The sequence below is a fragment of the Jiangella alkaliphila genome (assembly GCF_900105925.1).
GTDB classification, from domain to species: Bacteria; Actinomycetota; Actinomycetes; order Jiangellales; family Jiangellaceae; genus Jiangella; species Jiangella alkaliphila.
The window spans coordinates 6618757-6636714 of sequence record NZ_LT629791.1 but is presented as its reverse complement, the minus strand read 5'-3'; the positions used below and the strand labels follow the sequence as shown (position 1 = coordinate 6636714).

Annotated in this window: 16 protein-coding genes; 12 read left to right on the top strand and 4 right to left on the bottom strand. The window is 72.1% G+C overall.

Going from position 1 to position 17958, the window contains the following annotated elements; genetic code table 11:
• Positions 1–118: 118 nt before the first annotated feature.
• Complete coding sequence (locus BLV05_RS30615; protein ID WP_046768826.1) at positions 119–679, top strand: TetR/AcrR family transcriptional regulator; 561 nt, start codon at positions 119–121, stop codon at positions 677–679.
• Positions 680–1253: 574 nt separating this feature from the next.
• Here BLV05_RS30615 and BLV05_RS30610 read toward each other — a convergent pair.
• The 3 genes from BLV05_RS30610 to BLV05_RS30600 are packed head-to-tail and all read right to left on the bottom strand — an operon-like array spanning position 1254 to position 4731.
• Positions 1254–2465: a sensor histidine kinase gene (locus BLV05_RS30610; protein ID WP_046768827.1), complete on the bottom strand. Its 1212-nt coding sequence runs from the start codon at positions 2463–2465 to the stop codon at positions 1254–1256.
• On the bottom strand, positions 2462–3760 hold the full coding sequence (locus BLV05_RS30605) for a sensor histidine kinase (RefSeq protein WP_046768828.1): 1299 nt from the start codon (positions 3758–3760) through the stop codon (positions 2462–2464). Before BLV05_RS30605 ends, BLV05_RS30610 begins: the two co-directional genes overlap by 4 nt.
• A complete protein-coding gene (locus BLV05_RS30600) occupies positions 3757–4731 on the bottom strand; it encodes a hypothetical protein (protein WP_046768829.1) in 975 nt (324 codons plus the stop codon). The genes BLV05_RS30605 and BLV05_RS30600 overlap by 4 nt, the downstream gene beginning before the upstream one ends.
• Positions 4732–4950: 219 nt before the next feature.
• Between BLV05_RS30600 and BLV05_RS36275 the strand changes: the two genes are divergently transcribed.
• The 11 genes from BLV05_RS36275 (at position 4951) to gatB (ending at position 17105) form a co-directional block, all read left to right on the top strand.
• A complete protein-coding gene (locus BLV05_RS36275; protein WP_157524353.1) occupies positions 4951–5115 on the top strand; it encodes a hypothetical protein in 165 nt (54 codons plus the stop codon).
• The gene (gene kdpF, locus BLV05_RS30595) at positions 5112–5201 is read left to right on the top strand and encodes a K(+)-transporting ATPase subunit F (RefSeq protein WP_046768830.1); all 90 of its coding nucleotides are present in this window, start codon (positions 5112–5114) and stop codon (positions 5199–5201) included. Before BLV05_RS36275 ends, kdpF begins: the two co-directional genes overlap by 4 nt.
• A complete protein-coding gene (gene kdpA / locus BLV05_RS30590) occupies positions 5201–6862 on the top strand; it encodes a potassium-transporting ATPase subunit KdpA (RefSeq protein WP_046768831.1) in 1662 nt (553 codons plus the stop codon). Before kdpF ends, kdpA begins: the two co-directional genes overlap by 1 nt.
• Positions 6859–8976 (top strand): potassium-transporting ATPase subunit KdpB, encoded by a 2118-nt coding sequence (gene kdpB, locus BLV05_RS30585; RefSeq protein ID WP_082155234.1) that lies wholly within the window; start codon positions 6859–6861, stop codon positions 8974–8976. Before kdpA ends, kdpB begins: the two co-directional genes overlap by 4 nt.
• Before the next feature lie 34 nt (positions 8977–9010).
• Positions 9011–9583 (top strand): K(+)-transporting ATPase subunit C, encoded by a 573-nt coding sequence (gene kdpC, locus BLV05_RS30580; protein WP_046768832.1) that lies wholly within the window; start codon positions 9011–9013, stop codon positions 9581–9583.
• Positions 9580–12096 carry a sensor histidine kinase gene (locus BLV05_RS30575; RefSeq protein WP_046768833.1) on the top strand — a complete coding sequence of 839 codons (2517 nt, stop codon included), beginning with the start codon at positions 9580–9582 and terminating at the stop codon, positions 12094–12096. The genes kdpC and BLV05_RS30575 overlap by 4 nt, the downstream gene beginning before the upstream one ends.
• Positions 12093–12776, top strand: coding sequence for a response regulator (locus tag BLV05_RS30570; protein WP_046768834.1), 684 nt, complete (start codon positions 12093–12095; stop codon positions 12774–12776). Before BLV05_RS30575 ends, BLV05_RS30570 begins: the two co-directional genes overlap by 4 nt.
• Before the next feature lie 789 nt (positions 12777–13565).
• On the top strand, positions 13566–13865 hold the full coding sequence (gene gatC, locus BLV05_RS30565; RefSeq protein ID WP_046768895.1) for an Asp-tRNA(Asn)/Glu-tRNA(Gln) amidotransferase subunit GatC: 300 nt from the start codon (positions 13566–13568) through the stop codon (positions 13863–13865).
• The gene (gene gatA, locus BLV05_RS30560; protein WP_046768835.1) at positions 13862–15388 is read left to right on the top strand and encodes an Asp-tRNA(Asn)/Glu-tRNA(Gln) amidotransferase subunit GatA; all 1527 of its coding nucleotides are present in this window, start codon (positions 13862–13864) and stop codon (positions 15386–15388) included. The genes gatC and gatA overlap by 4 nt, the downstream gene beginning before the upstream one ends.
• Positions 15388–15609 carry a hypothetical protein gene (locus BLV05_RS30555; protein ID WP_046768836.1) on the top strand — a complete coding sequence of 74 codons (222 nt, stop codon included), beginning with the start codon at positions 15388–15390 and terminating at the stop codon, positions 15607–15609. The genes gatA and BLV05_RS30555 overlap by 1 nt, the downstream gene beginning before the upstream one ends.
• Entirely contained in the window at positions 15606–17105 is a 1500-nt protein-coding gene (gene gatB, locus BLV05_RS30550; RefSeq protein ID WP_046768837.1) for an Asp-tRNA(Asn)/Glu-tRNA(Gln) amidotransferase subunit GatB, read from the top strand. The genes BLV05_RS30555 and gatB overlap by 4 nt, the downstream gene beginning before the upstream one ends.
• Positions 17106–17112: 7 nt before the next feature.
• Here the strand turns inward: gatB and BLV05_RS30545 are convergent, their stop codons facing one another.
• Positions 17113–17952, bottom strand: a complete 840-nt coding sequence (locus tag BLV05_RS30545) for a phytanoyl-CoA dioxygenase family protein (RefSeq protein ID WP_052762468.1) — start codon at positions 17950–17952, stop codon at positions 17113–17115.
• Positions 17953–17958 lie beyond the last annotated feature (6 nt).

Sequence of the window (17958 nt, the reverse complement as noted above, 5' to 3'; positions counted from 1 at the left end):
CGAGGTGTGGAATAAGCGGACAGAGTCTCCGCTTCGACACGAGCTAGCATATGGAGAGCTTCTCCGGTTTGACAAGAGTAACCGGAGAGATTGTCCGGATAGCTTGCGAGGGGGGCCGATGACGACGTCCCGGCCGATGCGCGCCGACGCACGCCGCAACCACGAGCGCATCGTCACGGCCGCCCGCGACGCGTTCGCCGAGCACGGCCCCGTCGCACCGCTCGACGACATCGCCCGCCGCGCCGAGGTCGGCCCCGGCACCCTCTACCGCCACTTCGCCGGCCGCGAGGCCCTCATCGAGGCCGTCTACCGCGCCGACGTCGAACGGCTCAACCGGCGTGCCTCGGAGCTGGCAGCCGAGCTGCCGCCGCTGGACGCCCTGGCCGCCTGGCTGCGCGAGGAGGTCCTCTACGTGTCGCAGGACCGCGGCCTCGGCGCCGCGCTGAAGGCGGCGATCGACCAGGACTCGGAGACCTACGCCCTGTGCAAGCGGCTCATGCGCGACGCGGCGGCGGCCGTCCTGGTGCCGGCGCAGGAGGCGGGCGTCGTCCGGGTCGACCTGGAGCCGCGCGACCTGCTGCTCCTCGGCCACGGGCTCGGGGTCGCCGCCGAAGCCGCGCCCGACTCGTTCGAGCGGCTGTTGTCGGTGACGATCGCCGGGTTGGGTCCGGTTCGCTGAGGTTGTTGCCTAGTTGGGCGTCCCCCTGCTGCCCATTTTCTTAGCCGCGAGGGTGCGCCTCAAGTCCGCGCCTCTGCTGTTCATTGTTCGCGGTGGTTGGGGGCTTGGACTTGACCCGCGCCCTCGCGGTCTAAGTACTGGCAGCTATCAGGGGGACGGGGGGAGTGTGGCGACGGTCCTCACTCGGGTGGGGAGTACCTCACCCGCGTGAGGACCGGATGGCGGCCGGTTCGGTGCCGGGTGCGGTCCTGCCGCGGGTGAGGTCACGCCGTCGTGCTGGTGAAACCGGCGGATACCCGAATTTCCGGCGCGTACTGCCCGGATCAGGCCCGCACTCGCCGGAAATTCGGGTATCCGCCCGTTCTGCGGGCATCCGGCGACCTACTGAGATCGGGCTGTGCCCGGTTCTTCCCCGTCCCCCTGATAGCTGCCCGTTCTTAGGCCGTGTGCCCGTGGGTCAAGCGGTCATCGCCGGCGCGAAGCGCCCAAATAGTCCGCTTGAGGCGCGGGTGCGCGGCTAAGAAAATGGGCAGCAGGGGGACGGCCAACTCGGCGACCCCCCGCCGAACTGGCGTCACTCCGCGGGCGGGAGCGGGAGCTCGGCGGCGACGGTGGTGCCGGCACCGGGTGGGCTGGCGACGTCGAGGCGGCCGTCGACACCGGCCAGGCGGTCGGCGAGGCCGGCGAGGCCATGGCCCTTGCCCACGTGGGCGCCGCCGCGGCCGTCGTCGATGATCTGGACGTGGAGGGCGTCGCCGGAGCGGATGACGGACACGGCGCAGGCGGAGGCGTCGGCGTGCTTGGCGACGTTCGTCAGCGACTCGGTGACCACGAAGTAGGCGGCGTTCTCGATCGCGGGCGGCAGCCGCTCCCCGTCGAGAAGGTCGACGTCGAGAGTGGTCGGCACCGGGCAGCGAGCGGTCGCGGCGGCCAACGCGGCGGGCAACCCACGGTCGGTGAGGATGGGCGGGGCGATGCCGCGCGAGACGGCGCGCAGCTCGGCCAGCGCCTCCTTGGTCTGCAGCACGGCCTCTTCGACGAGGGGACGCGCGGCCTGCGGGTCGTCGTCGAAGCGGCGCTGGGCGGACTCGAGGTCCATGGTGAGGCGGACGAGGCGCTGCTGCGGTCCGTCGTGGATGTCGCGCTCGACCCGGCGCAGCATCTCGGCCTCGGCGGCGACGACGGACTGACGGCTGCGGCTGAGCTCCTCGGTGCGGGCCCGCAGCGCGGCCGTCTCGTTCGTCAGCAGCCCCCAGGCCAGCGACGACTCCAGCACCGCGATGCCGCGCAGGATGTGTGCCAACGCCAGCGGCAGCCCGCGGAACCCGCCGCCACCGGCGATGACCCAGGACAGCACGATCAGCGGCGACAGCCCGATGGTCAGGCCCAGCCAGACCATCGTGACCGACCAGGTGAACACCCGGACCGGCAGGATGAGCACGTTGAACAGCCAGTCCCGCCACGACTGGCGGTCGCGCATGACCTCCAGCACCCGGGACAGACCGCTTTCACGGCGCGGCTGGTAGTACACCGGCCCGACCTCGCGCCGCTCCATCCAGCCGACGCGTGCCCGTTCGGCCCGGGCGAACCCGCGGGCCGTCAGCAGCATCGCCATCAGGATGAACAGCCCGACGAAGGCCAGCACGATCAGGCCGACGCCGACGGAGAAGCCGACGATCATCAGGGTGAAGGAGGCGACGGCGATGGGCATGCCCGGCAGCAGATAGCCGAGGTCTCGGCCGATCTGCCGCCAGGTCACCCGGGGCCGAGGTGCGTCGTCGCTCATCGCGCAGTGCTCGCGGCCTGGATGGGCAGTTCGGCGGTGACGGTGGTGCCGCCGCTGGGCGGGCTGACGACGTCGAGGCGGCCGTCGACGCCGGCCAGCCGGTCGGCGAGTCCGGCCAGGCCGTGGCCTTTGCCCAGGTGCGCCCCGCCGCGGCCGTTGTCGGCGATCTGGACGTGCAGCACGTCGCCGACCCGGATGACGGACACGGCGCACTGCGTCGCCTGCGAGTGCTTGGCGACGTTCGTCAGCGACTCGGTGACCACGAAGTAGGCCGCGTTCTCGACGGCCGACGGCAGCCGCTCGGCGAGGTCCTGGCCGACGTCGAGCGTGGTCGGGACGGGGCACCGGGCGGTCGCGGCGGCCAGGGCCGCAGGCAGGCCGCGGTCGGTGAGGATGGGCGGGGCGATGCCGCGGGAGACGGCGCGCAGCTCGGCCAGCGCCTCCTTGGTCTGCGTGACGGCGCCCTCGAGCAGCGGGCGGGCGGCGTCGGGGTCGTCGTCGAAGCGGCGCTGGGCGGACTCGAGGTCCATGGTGAGCCGGACGAGGCGCTGCTGCGGGCCGTCGTGGATGTCGCGCTCGACCCGGCGCAGCGTGTCGGCCTCGGCCTGCACGACGGCCGTGCGGCTGCGGCTCAGCTCGTCGGCCCGGGCCCGCAGCGCCGCGTTCTCGTTCGTCAGCATGGCCCATGCCAGCGACGACTCGGTGAGCGCGAAGGCGCGCAGCAGGTACGGCAGGGTGACGAGGAAGACCACGCCGATGCCGGTGTTCAGGGCGACGTCGGCCAGCCGGCCGTCGCCGAGGCCGATCAGCTCGGCCAGCGTCTCGTTGTCGTCGTTGTCGCGCGGCAGCGCCCACTCCCACAGCACGTACGAGGTGCCGCCCAGCGCGGCGGACGTCCACGCGACCGTCATGCTCCAGGTGAAGCAGCGGATCGGCAGGATGAGGATGCCGAAGCCCCACTCGCGCCAGGCCAGCGGGTCGCGCAGGTAGCTGAACAGCCGGCCCAGCCCCTTGCCCGAGGCGGGCCGGTGGTAGGCGGGACCGACCGGGCGGTCTTCCATGAGGGCGACCCGGGCGCGCTCGGCGACGGCGAAGCCGCGGGCGGTGCCGAGCATGGCGATCCACACGATCAGCCCGAGGAACGCCAGCACGAACAGCCCGGCGCCGAGGGCGAATCCGGTCACCATGATGGTGAAGGAGGCGATGGCGATGGGGAGCCCGGGCAGCAGGTACGCGAGGTCGCGGGGGACCTGCCGCCAGCCGGCCCGCGGCCGGTCGGTGATCTGCGTGTTCATGCCTCCAGCCTTCCTTGTGGTTGCAGGGTAGACGAGCCGGACACCCGGTGAGTGCGAGGTAGGGCTGTCCCCACCCGGCCGATGAGGTGCACCGCCAGGACCAGCGTGATCGCGGACCAGAGCAGCCACCACGGCAGGTCCGACCGCCACCGTTGGTCGAACGTCGTCGGCGGCACGTACCCGGCGACCCGGACGGTGACGGCGGCCACCAGCGCCACCGCGGGCAGCTGCCACAGATAGGCGGTGACCAGCCGCGGCGCCAGCCAGGCCAGCCCGCCGGCCACGGGCCTGACGTCCGTCCACCGGTCGATCAGCGGGCGCGCGGCCAGCGCCAGTCCCAGCTGCGCCGCCGTGAACCCGAGCAGCACCGCGGCCGACGGCAACGCTGCGCCGTCCTCGCCGGACAACGCCGACAGCACCAGGCCGCTCGCGCCGACCGCCGTGCCCGCCAGGGCCGCCGTCAGGGCATGGCCCGGGCGCAGCCGGTCCAGCGTGCCGGCCCGGACGAGGACGCCGGTCTGGTAGGCGCCCAGCCACACGGCCGCGACCGTCGCCACCGGCGAGCCGGCGAGGTCGGCGGCCACCGCCGCGGCCACCGTCGCCGCCAGTTCCGCGCCGCGCCAGCGCGCGTGCAGCCGGACCAGCGTCGGCCGGCCCGCCGTCAGCGCGACCAGCGCCGCGGGCAGCCACAGCAGCCGGTCCGCGCCGTCGGTCAGCGGCAGCGCGACGACGGCGAACGGCAGCGCCGCCCGCGCGACGGCCGGCAGCCCGCCGGTCCCGGTGAGCCCCGCGATCCCGGCCGCGAGCAGCCCGAGCGGCGCCGCGAGCACGACGGCCGCCGCTGCCGCAGTCGTCACCCGCCCGGTCTGCGGATCGGTCACCGGCAGCATCCAGTGCAGGGCGACGACGAGCGCCACCGCGGCCAGGCCGAGCACGGTCGCGAACCGGGCCGGCGCAGCGGTGGAAGGCACTCTCCCAGCCTGGTCCGCGACGGCCGCCGGCACAGCGATGCCTGCTCCACTCTCGGGGGTGGGGACAGCCCCACCCCGGCGCCGGCGCTAACGAGGTGTGAAGACAACCGCCCGCACCCGCTAAGAGGCCGCTAACCACCGCGCGACCAGCGCCTTCAGGTGGTTGTGTACCTACGCTGGCCCCGATCGGCGGGGCCTGAGCTTCCCTCAGGGGTGTCCATGCAAGACGTCGCCTTCATCGGCCTCACGGTGCTCTTCTTCGTCGTGATGGCCCTCCTCGGTGCAGGCGTAGACCGGCTGGGGCGGCGGCACGGCATCGACGCCGACGCCACACCGTCCGACGCCGCCGCCGAGGCGCCGACCGCTCGGGAGGTCCGTCCGTGACCGCCGAGAACGTCGTCGGCCTGATCGTGGCCGTGCTGCTCGTCGGCTACCTGCTGGCGGCGCTGCTCTTCCCGGAGCGCTTCTGATGAGTGCCACCGCAGCGGGTCTGCTGCAGATCGCTCTTCTCCTCGTCCTGCTCGCCGTGGTCTTCCGGCCACTGGGCGACTACATGGCGCGCGTGTTCACGTCGACCAAGCACCTCGCCGTGGAACGCGCCTTCTATCGGATCGTCCGGGTCGACCCCGAAGCGGACCAGCGCTGGAGCACGTACCTGCTCTCGGTGCTGGGCTTCTCCGCGGTCTCCGTGCTGCTGCTCTACGCGATCCTGCGGCTGCAGGACGTGCTGCCGATGTCGCTCGGCTTCGACGGCATGGCGCCGGACCTGGCCTTCAACACCGCGACGTCGTTCGTCGCGAACACGAACTGGCAGTCCTACGCCGGTGAGGCCACGCTCGGCTACACCGCGCAGATGGCCGGCCTCGCCGTCCAGAACTTCCTGTCCGCGGGCGTCGGTCTCGCGGTCGCGATCGCCCTGATCCGCGGGTTGACGCGGCACCGCACCGACCGGCTCGGCAACTTCTGGGTCGACCTCACCCGCGGCGTCATCCGCATCCTGCTGCCGATCGCGTTCCTGTTCGCGCTGGTGCTGGTGGCCGGCGGTGTCATCCAGAACTTCCACGACACGCGCGAGTTCACGACGCTGACCGGCGCGGTGCAGTCGATGCTCGGCGGGCCGGTGGCCTCGCAGGAGGCCATCAAGCTGCTGGGCACCAACGGCGGCGGCTTCTTCAACGTCAACTCCGCGCACCCGTTCGAGAACCCGAACGCGTTCACCAACCTGCTGGAGATCCTCCTGCTGCTGATGATCCCGGTCGCGCTGCCCCGCGCGTACGGCGTCCTGGTGAAGGACAAGCGCCAGGGCTATGCGGTGCTCGCGGCGATGGCCGTGCTGTGGGGTGCCGCGCTGGTCGCGGTCACCGCGGCCGAGGTCAACCACGCCGGCACCGTTACACAGGCGGTCGGGTCGTCGTTCGAGGGCAAGGAGGTCCGGTTCGACGTCTGGGCGTCGGCCTTGTTCGCGAACTCGACCACCGGCACCTCCACCGGCGCCGTCAACTCCATGCACGGCAGCTACACCGGAGCCGGCGGCGGCGTGGTCATGCTCAACATGATGCTGGGCGAGGTCTCGCCCGGTGGTGTGGGCAGTGGTCTCTACGGCATGGTCGTGCTGGCCATCCTCGCCGTCTTCCTGGCCGGTCTGATGGTCGGGCGGACGCCGGAGTACCTGGGCAAGAAGATCGGCCGCTACGAGATCTCGATGGTCGCCCTGTACATCCTGGCGATGCCGTTCGCGCTGCTCATCGGCGCGGCCATCGCGGCATCGTTCGACACCACCAGAGCGTCGCTGCTCAATGACGGTCCACAGGGGCTGTCCGAGATCCTGTACGCGTTCGCGTCCGGCGCCAACAACAACGGCAGCGCGTTCGCCGGCCTGACGGCCAACACGGATTACTACAACACGGCGCTGGGCCTGGCCATGCTGGTCGGCCGGTTCATGACGATCGTGCTGGTGCTCGCGCTGGCCGGCGCACTGGCCCGGCAGACGCCCACCCCGGTGACCGCCGGGACGCTGCCGACGCACCGCCCGCTGTTCGTCGGGCTGCACTCGGCCACGGTGGTCATCGTCGCCGGCCTGACGTTCTTCCCGGCGCTGGCGCTCGGGCCCATCGCGGTGGCGCTGGCATGAGCAACCTCAGTCCCGACCTGGAGCAATCAGTGGCCCTCGAGGAAGCCGTTCCCACCCAGCCGGATCAGTCCGGCAGCCGGATCGGCGCCGGCCTGTTCGACCCGAAGCTGCTGGTGTCGTCGCTGCCGGACGCCGTCCGCAAGCTCGACCCGCGGCGGATGGTCAAGTCCCCGGTGATGTTCGTGGTCGAGATCGGCGCGGTCTTCACGACCGTGCTGGCCATCACCGACCCGAGCTCGTTCTCGTGGTGGATCGCCATCTGGCTGTGGATCACCGTGATCTTCGCCAACCTGGCCGAGGCCGTCGCCGAGGGGCGCGGCCGGGCGCAGGCCGCCACGCTGCGCGCGACCAAGCAGGAGACGCCGGCTCGCAAGCTGGCCGGCGGGCTCGACGCGCGGGAGGAGGTCATCAGCAGCTCCGACCTCAAGCTGGGCGACCTCGTGGTCGTCGAGGCCGGCGAGGTCATCCCCGGCGACGGTGACGTCGTCGAGGGCGTGGCCAGTGTCGACGAGTCCGCCATCACGGGCGAGTCGGCGCCGGTCATCCGCGAGTCCGGCGGTGACCGCAGCGCCGTCACCGGCGGCACCAAGGTGCTGTCCGACCGCATCGTCGTCAAGATCACCGCGAAGCCGGGCGAGAGCTTCGTCGACCGGATGATCGCGATGGTCGAGGGCGCGTCGCGGCAGAAGACGCCGAACGAGATCGCGCTGAACATCCTGCTGGCGAGCCTGACGATCGTGTTCCTGCTCGCCGTGGTGACGCTGCAGCCGTTCGCCGACTACTCCGGCGAGCTGCAGTCGATGGTGGTGCTGGTGGCCCTGCTGGTCTGCCTCATCCCCACGACGATCGGCGCGCTGCTGTCGGCCATCGGCATCGCCGGGATGGACCGGCTGGTGCAGCGCAACGTGCTGGCGATGTCGGGACGCGCGGTCGAGGCCGCCGGCGACGTCAACGTGCTGCTGCTGGACAAGACCGGCACCATCACGTTCGGCAACCGGCAGGCGGTCGAGCTGATGCCGGTCGACGGCGTCGACGAGAACGCTCTCGCCGACGCCGCGCAGCTGGCCAGCCTCGCCGACCAGACGCCCGAGGGCCGCTCCGTCGTCGTCCTGGCGAAGCAGCGGTACGGGCTGCGCGAGCGGCACACCGGCGAGCTGCCGGGCGCGACGTTCGTCGAGTTCACCGCGCAGACCCGGATGTCCGGCGTCGACCTCGCCGACGGCCACCAGGTCCGCAAGGGCGCCGCGGGCGCCGTCCTGGCCTGGGTCCGCGACCACGGCGGCCGCCCGGACATCGCCGTCGACGCTCTGGTCGACGGGGTCGCGGCGGCCGGCGGCACCCCGCTGGTGGTGGCCGAGCTGCGCGACGCAGAGGCGCGCATCCTCGGCGTCATCCACCTGGCCGACGTCGTCAAGCAGGGCATGCGCGAGCGGTTCGACGAGCTGCGCGCGATGGGCATCCGCACCGTCATGGTCACCGGCGACAACCCGGTCACGGCCAAGGCGATCGCGGAGCAGGCCGGCGTCGACGACTTCCTCGCCGAGGCCAAGCCCGAGGACAAGATGGCGCTGATCAAGCGCGAGCAGGCCGGTGGCCGGCTGGTCGCGATGACCGGTGACGGCACCAACGACGCGCCCGCGCTGGCCCAGGCCGACGTCGGCGTGGCGATGAACACCGGCACCTCGGCGGCCAAAGAGGCCGGCAACATGGTCGACCTCGACTCGGACCCGACGAAGCTCATCGAGATCGTCGAGATCGGCAAGCAGTTGCTGATCACCCGGGGCGCGCTGACCACGTTCTCGATCGCCAACGACGTCGCGAAGTACTTCGCCATCATCCCGGCGATGTTCGCTGCGGTGTACCCGCAGCTGGACACGCTGAACATCATGGCGCTGTCCTCGCCGCGCTCGGCGATCCTGTCCGCGGTCATCTTCAACGCCCTGATCATCGTGGCGCTGATCCCGCTGGCGCTGCGCGGCGTCCGGTACCGGCCGTTGTCGGCAGCGGCGATGCTGCAACGCAACGCCCTGGTCTACGGGCTGGGCGGCATCGTCGTGCCGTTCATCGGCATCAAACTCGTCGACCTCGTGGTGTCGGCCTTCCCCGGCCTCTAGTGGAGTGTGAATTGCTGTGAATCTCGTTGGACTGATGCGGCAGAGCTGGGCCGGGCTGCGTGTCCTGCTCCTGTTCACCGTCATCCTCGGTATCGCCTACCCGCTGGCCGTCACCGGCGTCTCGCAGCTGGCCTTCGGCGACCAGGCCGACGGCTCGGTCATCGAGCGCGACGGTGAGACCGTCGGCTCGTCGCTGATCGGGCAGACCTTCGACGGCGAGGAGTGGTTCCACTCCCGCCCGTCGGCGGCCGGTGACGGATACGACACGCTCTCCTCCAGCGGCTCGAACCTGGGCCCGGAGAGCGCCGACCTGCTGGCCGCCGTCGAGGAGCGGCGGGCGGCGGTGGCCGAGGAGGAGGGCATCGACCCGGCCGACGTGCCGGCCGACGCGCTCACCGCGTCGGGCAGCGGTCTGGACCCGCACATCTCCCCGGAGTACGCGGACATCCAGGTCGACCGGGTGGCCGACGCGCGCGGCCTGGACGTCGACACCGTCGCGGGCCTCGTCGACGACCACACCCAGGGCCGGACCCTCGGCTTCCTGGGCGGCGAGCGGGTCAACGTGCTCGAGCTGAACCTCGCCCTGGAGGATCTCGGCGGCTCATGACACGTGGACGACTGCGGGTCTACCTCGGTGCCGCGCCCGGCGTCGGGAAGACGTTCGACATGCTCTCGGAGGGACACCGGCGGGCGTCTCGCGGCACCGACGTCGTCGCCGGGCTGGTCGAGACGCACGCCCGGCCGCACACCGCCGAGCTGCTCGAGGACATCGAGGTGATCCCGCGCCGCACCGTCACCTACCGCGGCACCGAGTTCGAGGAGATGGACCTCGACGCGATCCTGCACCGCCGCCCGCAGGTCGCGCTGATCGACGAGCTGGCGCACACCAACGTGCCCGGCTCGAAGAACGCCAAGCGGTGGCAGGACGTCGACGACCTGCTGGCCGCCGGCATCGACGTCATCACGACCATCAACATCCAGCACCTGGAGTCGCTCAACGACGTCGTCGCGTCGATCACCGGCGTGACGCAGCGCGAGACCATCCCGGACGAGGTGGTCCGCCGGGCCGACCAGATCGAGCTGGTCGACATGTCGCCGGAGGCGCTGCGCCGGCGGCTCGCGCACGGCAACGTCTACGCGGCGGAGAAGGTCGACGCGGCGCTGGCGAACTACTTCCGGGTCGGGAACCTGACGGCGCTGCGCGAGCTGGCGCTGCTCTGGCTGGCCGACCGGGTCGACGACGCACTGGAGAAGTACCGCGTCGACGAGGGCATCGAGGCGCCGTGGCACACCCGCGAGCGGGCCGTCGTCGCGCTGACCGGCGGACCTGAGGGCGAGACGCTGCTGCGCCGGGCCGCCCGCATCGTCAACCGGGGCGCCGGCGGTGAGCTGATCGCCGTCCACGTCTCCCGCAGCGACGGCCTCACCGGCGCCCCGCCGGGCGCGCTGGAGAAGCAGCGCGCGCTGACCGAGACGCTCGGCGGGACGTTCCACCAGGTCGTCGGCGAGGACGTCGCCGAGGCGATCCTCGACTTCGCCCGCGGCGTCAACGCGGCGCTCGTCGTCGTCGGCGTGAGCCGGCGGCCGCGCTGGCAGCTGTCGCTGCGCGAGGGCGTCGGCGCCCGGGTCGTCCGCGAGTCCGGGCCGATCGACGTGCACGTCGTCACCCACGAGCGGGCCGGGCAGGGCACGCTGCCGCAGCGGGCGGAGGTGCTCAGCCGGAACCGGCGGATGCTGGCCTGGGTGGTGGCGCTGCTCGGGCCGATCGCGCTGACCGGGGCGCTGGTGGCGCTGCGCGAGATCCACGAGCTGCCGATCGACATCATGATGTTCCTGTCGCTGACCGTCGGCGTCGCGCTGATCGGCGGGCTGTGGCCGGCGGTGACGGTCGCCGTCTTCGGCAGCCTGCTGCTCAACTGGTTCCTCACCCCGCCGTACTACGAGTGGACCATCGCCGACCCGCAGAACGCGTTCGCGCTGCTGGTATTCGTGCTGGTCGCCGTCGGGGTGGCGTCGGTCGTCGACCTCGCGGCGCGACGGACGATCCAGGCCGCGCGGGCCGGTGCCGAGGCCGAGACGCTGAGCGCGCTGGCCGGTTCGGTGCTGCGGGGCGAGAACACCGTCCTGGCGATCCTGGAACGGCTGCGGGAACGCTTCGGGATGGAGTCGGTGACGTTGCTGGAACGGCACGACCCGCACGAGCTGTGGACGACGGTCGAGTGCGCCGGCGGCCGGCCGTGCTCGTCGCCGGAGGAGGGCTCGTCGGAGGTGATGATCTCGGACACGCTGGCGCTCGCGCTGCGCGGGCCGGTGCTCGAGGCCGGCGACCGGCGGGTGCTGGAGGCGTTCGCCGCACAGGCCACCGTCGTGCTCGAGCGGGAGCGGCTGCGCGAGCAGGCGCAGGACGCCCGCCGCCTCGAGGAGGGCGACGCGATACGCACCGCCCTGCTGGCCGCCGTCTCGCACGACCTGCGCACCCCGCTGGCCGCGATCAAGGCCGGCGTCACCAGCCTGAGCCAGGACGAGGTGGTGTTCGACCCGGGGGACCAGGCGGAGCTGCTGGCCACCGTCGGCCAGGCGACCGACTCGCTGGAGCGGCTGATCGACAACCTGCTCGACCTGTCCCGGCTGGAGACCGACACCGTCCGCCCCGTGACCCGCCCCGCGGCGCTGGACGAGGTGGTGCCGAGGGCGGTCTCGTCGGTGCCGGCCGAGTCTGTGCAGCTGGACGTGCCCGAGTCGCTGCCGCTGCTGACGACCGACGCCGGGCTGTTGGAGCGGGCGCTGGCGAACATCGTGGAGAACGCGGTGCGGTACTCGCCGGCCGGCGAGCCGGTGACGGTGTCGGCGGCGGTCGTGCGGTCCGAGGTGGAGATCCGTGTGACCGACCGCGGCCCCGGCGTGAACGAGGCCGACAAGGGCTCGATGTTCCGGCCGTTCCAGCGTCTCGGCGACGGTGGCTCGGGCTCGGGTACGGGCGCGGGCGGCTCGGTCGGGCTCGGGCTGGCGGTGGCGCGCGGCTTCGTCGAGGCGCTCGGCGGCACGCTCACCGCCGACGACACGCCCGGCGGCGGGCTGACGATGGTGCTGCGCCTCCCGCTTTCGGCAGGTGAGGCGTGACCGGGCCGCGCGTCCTCGTCGTCGACGACGTCCCGGCGCTGACCCGGGCGCTGGCGATCAACCTGAAGGCGCGCGGCTGGGAGGTCGTCACCGCCGCCGACGGACGGGGCGCGCTGGAGGCCGCCGCCCACCGCCACCCCGACGTCGTCGTGCTCGACCTCGGCCTGCCCGACCTCAGCGGCATCGAGGTGATCGCCGGGCTGCGCGGCTGGACCAGCGTGCCGATCATCGTGCTGTCCGCGCGGCAGGACTCGGCGGACAAGGTGCGCGCGCTGGATGCCGGCGCCGACGACTACGTCACCAAGCCGTTCGACATGGAGGAACTGCTTGCCCGCCTGCGCGCCGCCTGGCGCCGCTCCCTGCCCGTCGCCGAGGGGGCCGCCGTCGTTCGTGCGGGCGAGTTGGAGATCGACCTCGCCCGGAAGAAGGTGTCGCGGTCCGGTTCTGACGTGCGGTTGACCCCGACCGAGTGGCACCTGCTGGAGGTGCTGGTCCGCAATGCTGGGCGGCTGGTGTCACGGCAGCAGCTGCTGCAGGAGGTCTGGGGGCCGGCGTATTCGAAGGAGACGGGGTATCTGCGGGTCTACGCGGCTCAGCTGCGGCGCAATCTGGAGCCGGATCCGGCGCATCCGGTGCACCTGATCACCGAGCCGAGCATGGGTTATCGGTTCGAGCCGTGAGTTCGCTGGGGGTTGCCGAGTTGGGCGTCCCCCTGCTGCCCATTTTCTTAGCCGCGAGGGTGCGCCTCAAGTCCGCGCCTCTGTGGTGTTTCTTCGCTGTGCTTCCGGGCTTGGACTTGACCCGCACCCTCGCGGTCTAAGAACTGGCAGCTATCAGGGGGACGGGGGGAGTGTGGCGACGGGTCGGGCGTCGATGCCGGCTGTCGTCTTCGATAGCGGCGACCGACTTCGATGGGGCGCGAGGACGGTTTCTGCCATCGAAGACGGTCCTGGCCATCGAGGACGACGGTGCGGGTCCTGGTCTGGTGTGACGTCGTGGTCTGCCGTAACGCGAAATGGCGGATTCGGGGCTCGCGGCGTGACTGGGAACCAGGACGTGACGGCAGACCAGGACCCGGCACTCACCAACCTGGGTCTGACGCGCGTCCTGGGTGTGAGGCGCGTTTCCGGGCTCGAAACGGGTGTTCGGCGCGCGTGAGACCCAGGACGCGCCTCACACCCAGGACGTCGACGCTGCAGGGTCCGGCGAACGGTGCATATCGGGTGCGGGCTGTGCCCGGTTCTTCCCCGTCCCCCTGATAGCTGCCAGTTCTTAGGCCGCGGGCCCGCGGGTCAAGCGGTCCCGTCGGCGCGAAGCGCCTCCATAGTCCGCTTGAGGCGCGGGTGCGCGGCCAAGAGAATAGGCAGCAGGGGGACGCCCGAGGTTGCAATACTCAACATCGAACCTGGCGAGCGAGCAGCGCGGCCGTCGCCATAGGATCGGACCGTTCCCCGACCATGGAGTTCGCCATGCCCTCGATCAGCCGCGAGGAGGTCGCGCACCTCGCGCACCTCGCTCGCCTCGACCTCGCCCCCGACGAGCTGGACCATCTGGCCGGCCAGCTCGACCAGATCCTCGGTGCGGTCGCGCAGGTCACCGAGGTCGCGGCCGACGACATCCCGCCGACCTCGCACGCGTTGCCGCTGACGAACGTGTTCCGCGAGGACGAACCGCGCGCCTGCCTGCCCGCCGAGGCCGTCCTGGCCCAAGCGCCCGCCGCCGAGGACGGCCGGTTCCGGGTGCCGCAGATCCTGGGGGAGGAGGCATGAGCGGCCTCACCCGCAAGACGGCGGCCGAGCTCGCGACCGCCATCCACCAAGGCGAGGTCAGCGCCGTCGAGGTCGCGCAGGCGCACCTCGACCGCATCGCCGAGGTCGACGGCACCGCCGAGGCGGGCGTGCATGCGTTCCTGCACGTCAACACCGACGGCGCGCTGGCCGCGGCCGAGGCCGTCGACCAGAAGCGCGCGGCGGGCGAGACCCTAGGCCCGCTGGCCGGCGTCCCGCTGGCGCTGAAGGACGTCATGACGACGTCCGACATGCCGACCACGGCGGGGTCGCGGCTGCTCGAGGGCTGGCGCCCGCCGTACGACGCGACGGTGACGCAGCGGCTGCGCGACGCCGGCATCGTGATCCTGGGCAAGACCAACCTCGACGAGTTCGCGATGGGCTCGTCGACGGAGAACTCGGCGTTCGGCACCACGCGCAACCCGTGGGACCTCACCCGCATCCCGGGCGGCTCCGGCGGCGGGTCCGCCGCCGCGCTGGCCGCGTTCGAGGCGCCCTTGGCCATCGGCACCGACACCGGCGGCTCGATCCGCCAGCCGGCTGCCGTCACCGGCACCGTCGGCGTCAAGCCGACCTACGGCGGGGTCAGCCGCTACGGCCTCATCGCCTGCGCGTCCAGCCTCGACCAGGCCGGGCCGTGCGCCCGGACGGTGCTCGACGCCGCGCTGCTGCACACCGTCATCGCCGGCCACGACCCGATGGACTCCACCAGCATCGCCCAGCCGGTGCCCGACGTCGTCGCGGCGGCCCGGCGCGGTGCCGAGGGCGACCTCACCGGCCTGCGCGTCGGCGTCGTCAAGGAGCTGGGCGGTGAGGGCTACCAGGCCGGCGTCGAGGCGAGGTTCAACGACGCCGTCGCGCTGCTGTCGAAGCTGGGCGCCGAGGTCGTCGAGGTCTCCTGCCCGCACTTCACCTACGGCCTGGCCGCGTACTACCTGATCCTGCCCAGCGAGGTGTCGTCGAACCTGGCCCGGTTCGACGCCATGCGCTTCGGCCTGCGCGTCGGCGACGACGGCACCCGCAGCGCCGAAGAGGTCATGAGCCTCACCCGCGGCACCGGCTTCGGCGCCGAGGCGAAGCGGCGCATCATGCTCGGCACGTACGCGCTGTCGTCGGGCTACTACGACGCCTACTACGGCCAGGCGCAGAAGGTCCGCACGCTCATCGCGCGCGACTTCGAGGCCGCGTTCGCGCAGGTCGACGTGCTGGTGTCGCCGACGACGCCGACCACGGCGTTCCCCATCGGCGAGAAGGTCGACGATCCGCTGGCCATGTACATGAACGACCTGTGCACCATCCCGAGCAACCTCGCCGGCAACGCGTCGGCGTCGTTCCCGGCCGGACTGGCCGACGAGGACGGCCTGCCGGTCGGCCTGCACGTCATGGCGCCGGTCATGGCCGACGACCGCCTGTACCTCGTCGGCGCGGCGGTCGAGAGCGCATACGCCTCGCAATGGGGGGGAACGTTGCTCGAGCAGGCACCCGCGTTGGAGGGGATCCGATAGTGAACGTCAAATACCTGGCCAAGTTCGGTGGCAGCGCGCTGGGAGCGGTGGGCGCCGCGCGCAGCCTGGGCAAGGCGCGCCGCGAGGGCGACAAGCTGCGCATGGTCGACGCCGTCCTCAGCATCCTGTCGGTCGCCATCACCATCGCGATCGTCGTGCGCGAGATCCGCGAGTCGCAGGAGGAGAACAAGCCTCTGGTCGAGCTGAAGGGCGACGAATGACCGTCACCACCGCGCTGCCCTCGTTCGACGCTGCCATCGCGACGTACGAGCCCGTCATGGGCATGGAAGTGCACGTCGAGCTCGGCACCGCCACGAAGATGTTCTGCGGCTGCTCGACGACGTTCGGCGGCGAGCCGAACTCGCAGGTCTGCCCGGTCTGTCTGGGCCTGCCCGGCGCGCTGCCGGTGGTCAACCGCACCGCCGTCGAGTCGGCCATCCGCATCGGCCTGGCGCTGAACTGCAGCATCGCCGAGTGGTGCCGGTTCGCCCGGAAGAACTACTTCTATCCGGACATGCCGAAGAACTTCCAGACCTCGCAGTACGACGAGCCCATCGCGTTCGACGGCTGGCTCGACGTCGTGGCCGGCGGCGAGACCTACCGCATCGAGATCGAGCGGGCGCACATGGAGGAGGACACCGGCAAGTCGCTGCACGTCGGCGGAGCCACCGGCCGCATCCACGGCGCCAGCCACTCGCTGCTCGACTACAACCGGTCCGGCATCCCGCTGATCGAGATCGTCACCAAGCCGATCTACGTGCCGGCCGCCGTCGCGCCGGCCGTCGCACGGGCCTACGTCACCGAGCTGCGCGAGCTGATCCGGGCCCTGGGCGTGTCCGAGGCGCGCATGGAGCTCGGGCAGCTGAGGTGCGACGCCAACGTGTCGCTGCGGCTGCCCGGCGACCCGCTCGGCACCCGCACCGAGACGAAGAACGTCAACTCGCTGCGGTCGGTCGAGCGCGCGGTCACCTACGAGATCCGCCGCCAGGCCTCGGTGCTGTCGTCCGGCGGCACCATCGTCCAGGAGACCCGGCACTGGCACGAGGACACCGGCGAGACCACCGCCGGCCGCGTCAAGGAAGAGGCCGAGGACTACCGGTACTTCCCCGAGCCCGACCTCGTCCCGGTCGCGCCGTCGCGTGAGTGGGTCGACGAGCTGCGCGGCACGCTGCCCGAGCCGCCGTCGGTCCGACGTGCCCGGCTGCAGGCCGACTGGGGCTTCACCGACCTCGAGATGCGCGACGTCGTCAACGCAGGCGCGCTGTCGCTGGTCATCGAGACGGTGGCCGAGGGCGCGTCCGCGGGCGGCGCGAAGAAGTGGTGGCTGGGCGAGGTCGCCCGGGTCGCCAACGAACGCGGCGAGGCGCTCGAGGACGCCGGCATCACGCCGGCCCAGGTCGCCCGGGTCGAGACGCTGATCGCCGACGGGTCGCTCAACGACAAGCTGGCCCGCCAGGTGGTCGAGGGCGTGCTGGCCGGCGAGGGGACGCCTGACGAGGTCGTGGCCGCGCGCGGTCTGGTGCTCGTCAACGACGACGCCGCACTGGGCGCCGCCGTCGACGACGCCATCGCCGCGCAGCCCGACGTCGCGGAGAAGATCCGCGGCGGCAACCTCGGCGCCGTCGGCGCGCTGATCGGCGCGATCATGAAGTCGACCAAGGGTCAGGCCGACGCCAAGCGGGCCCGCGAGCTGATCCTGGAGCGCCTGCAGGGCTGACCCCTCGTCAGCAGCTGACGTCCTTGCCCTCGCTGCCGAAGATCGCCAGCCGGGCAGCGTCGTCCAGCCGTACGGTGTCGGCCGCGGTGTAGTGGAACTGCAGCGCCCGCCGCCGGGTCGCCGTGCGGTTGGCGGGCGTGCCGTGGTGCAGCAGGCCGTCGAAGAACAGCGCGCCACCCGGCGGCAGCGGCACCGTCGCCGCGCGCCTGACCTGCACGTCGGTGTCGCAGAGCTGCCAGTCGCGGCGGCGGAAGTGCACGACCGGCCCGTCCCGGTGCGAGCCGGGGATGACGTGCATGCAGCCGTTCGCGGGCGTGGCCGCGTCCAGCGCGATCCACACGCCGACGACGCGCGCGTCGGCGGCGTAGGGGAAGAACGCCTTGTCCTGGTGCCACGGCTTCTCCCGGCCGGCGCCGGGCGGCTTGAGCAGCGCCATGTCCTGGAACAGGACGACGTCCTCGGCGCCGAGCAGGCGCCGGACCACGTCGAGCATGGCGTCGTCGTGGGCGAGCGCCCCGATGCGGGGCTCGTGATCGACGAACCGCATGAGCCGCCGGACCCGGTCCAGCCGGACCGCCGGGCCGGCGTCGTCGGGCGTCCCCGCCTCGAACTGCAGGTCGAGGTCCGCGGTGCTGGTCATGAGCGCGAGTAGGCCGTCGAGGGCGTCCTCGATCCGGGCGCTCTCGAAGGCGCGCTCGACCGCCAGGAAGCCGCCGGCCGAGTAGGCCGCCGGCGCGTCGTCGCCGACGTGGGCGAGGCCGGGGAGCGTGCGCACCGGCTCGGCCGCGCCGTAGAGCCAGTCCGGGTAGTCGCCGCCGGTCTCCGCGTCGATGCTGATGGTCGCCATGTCCAT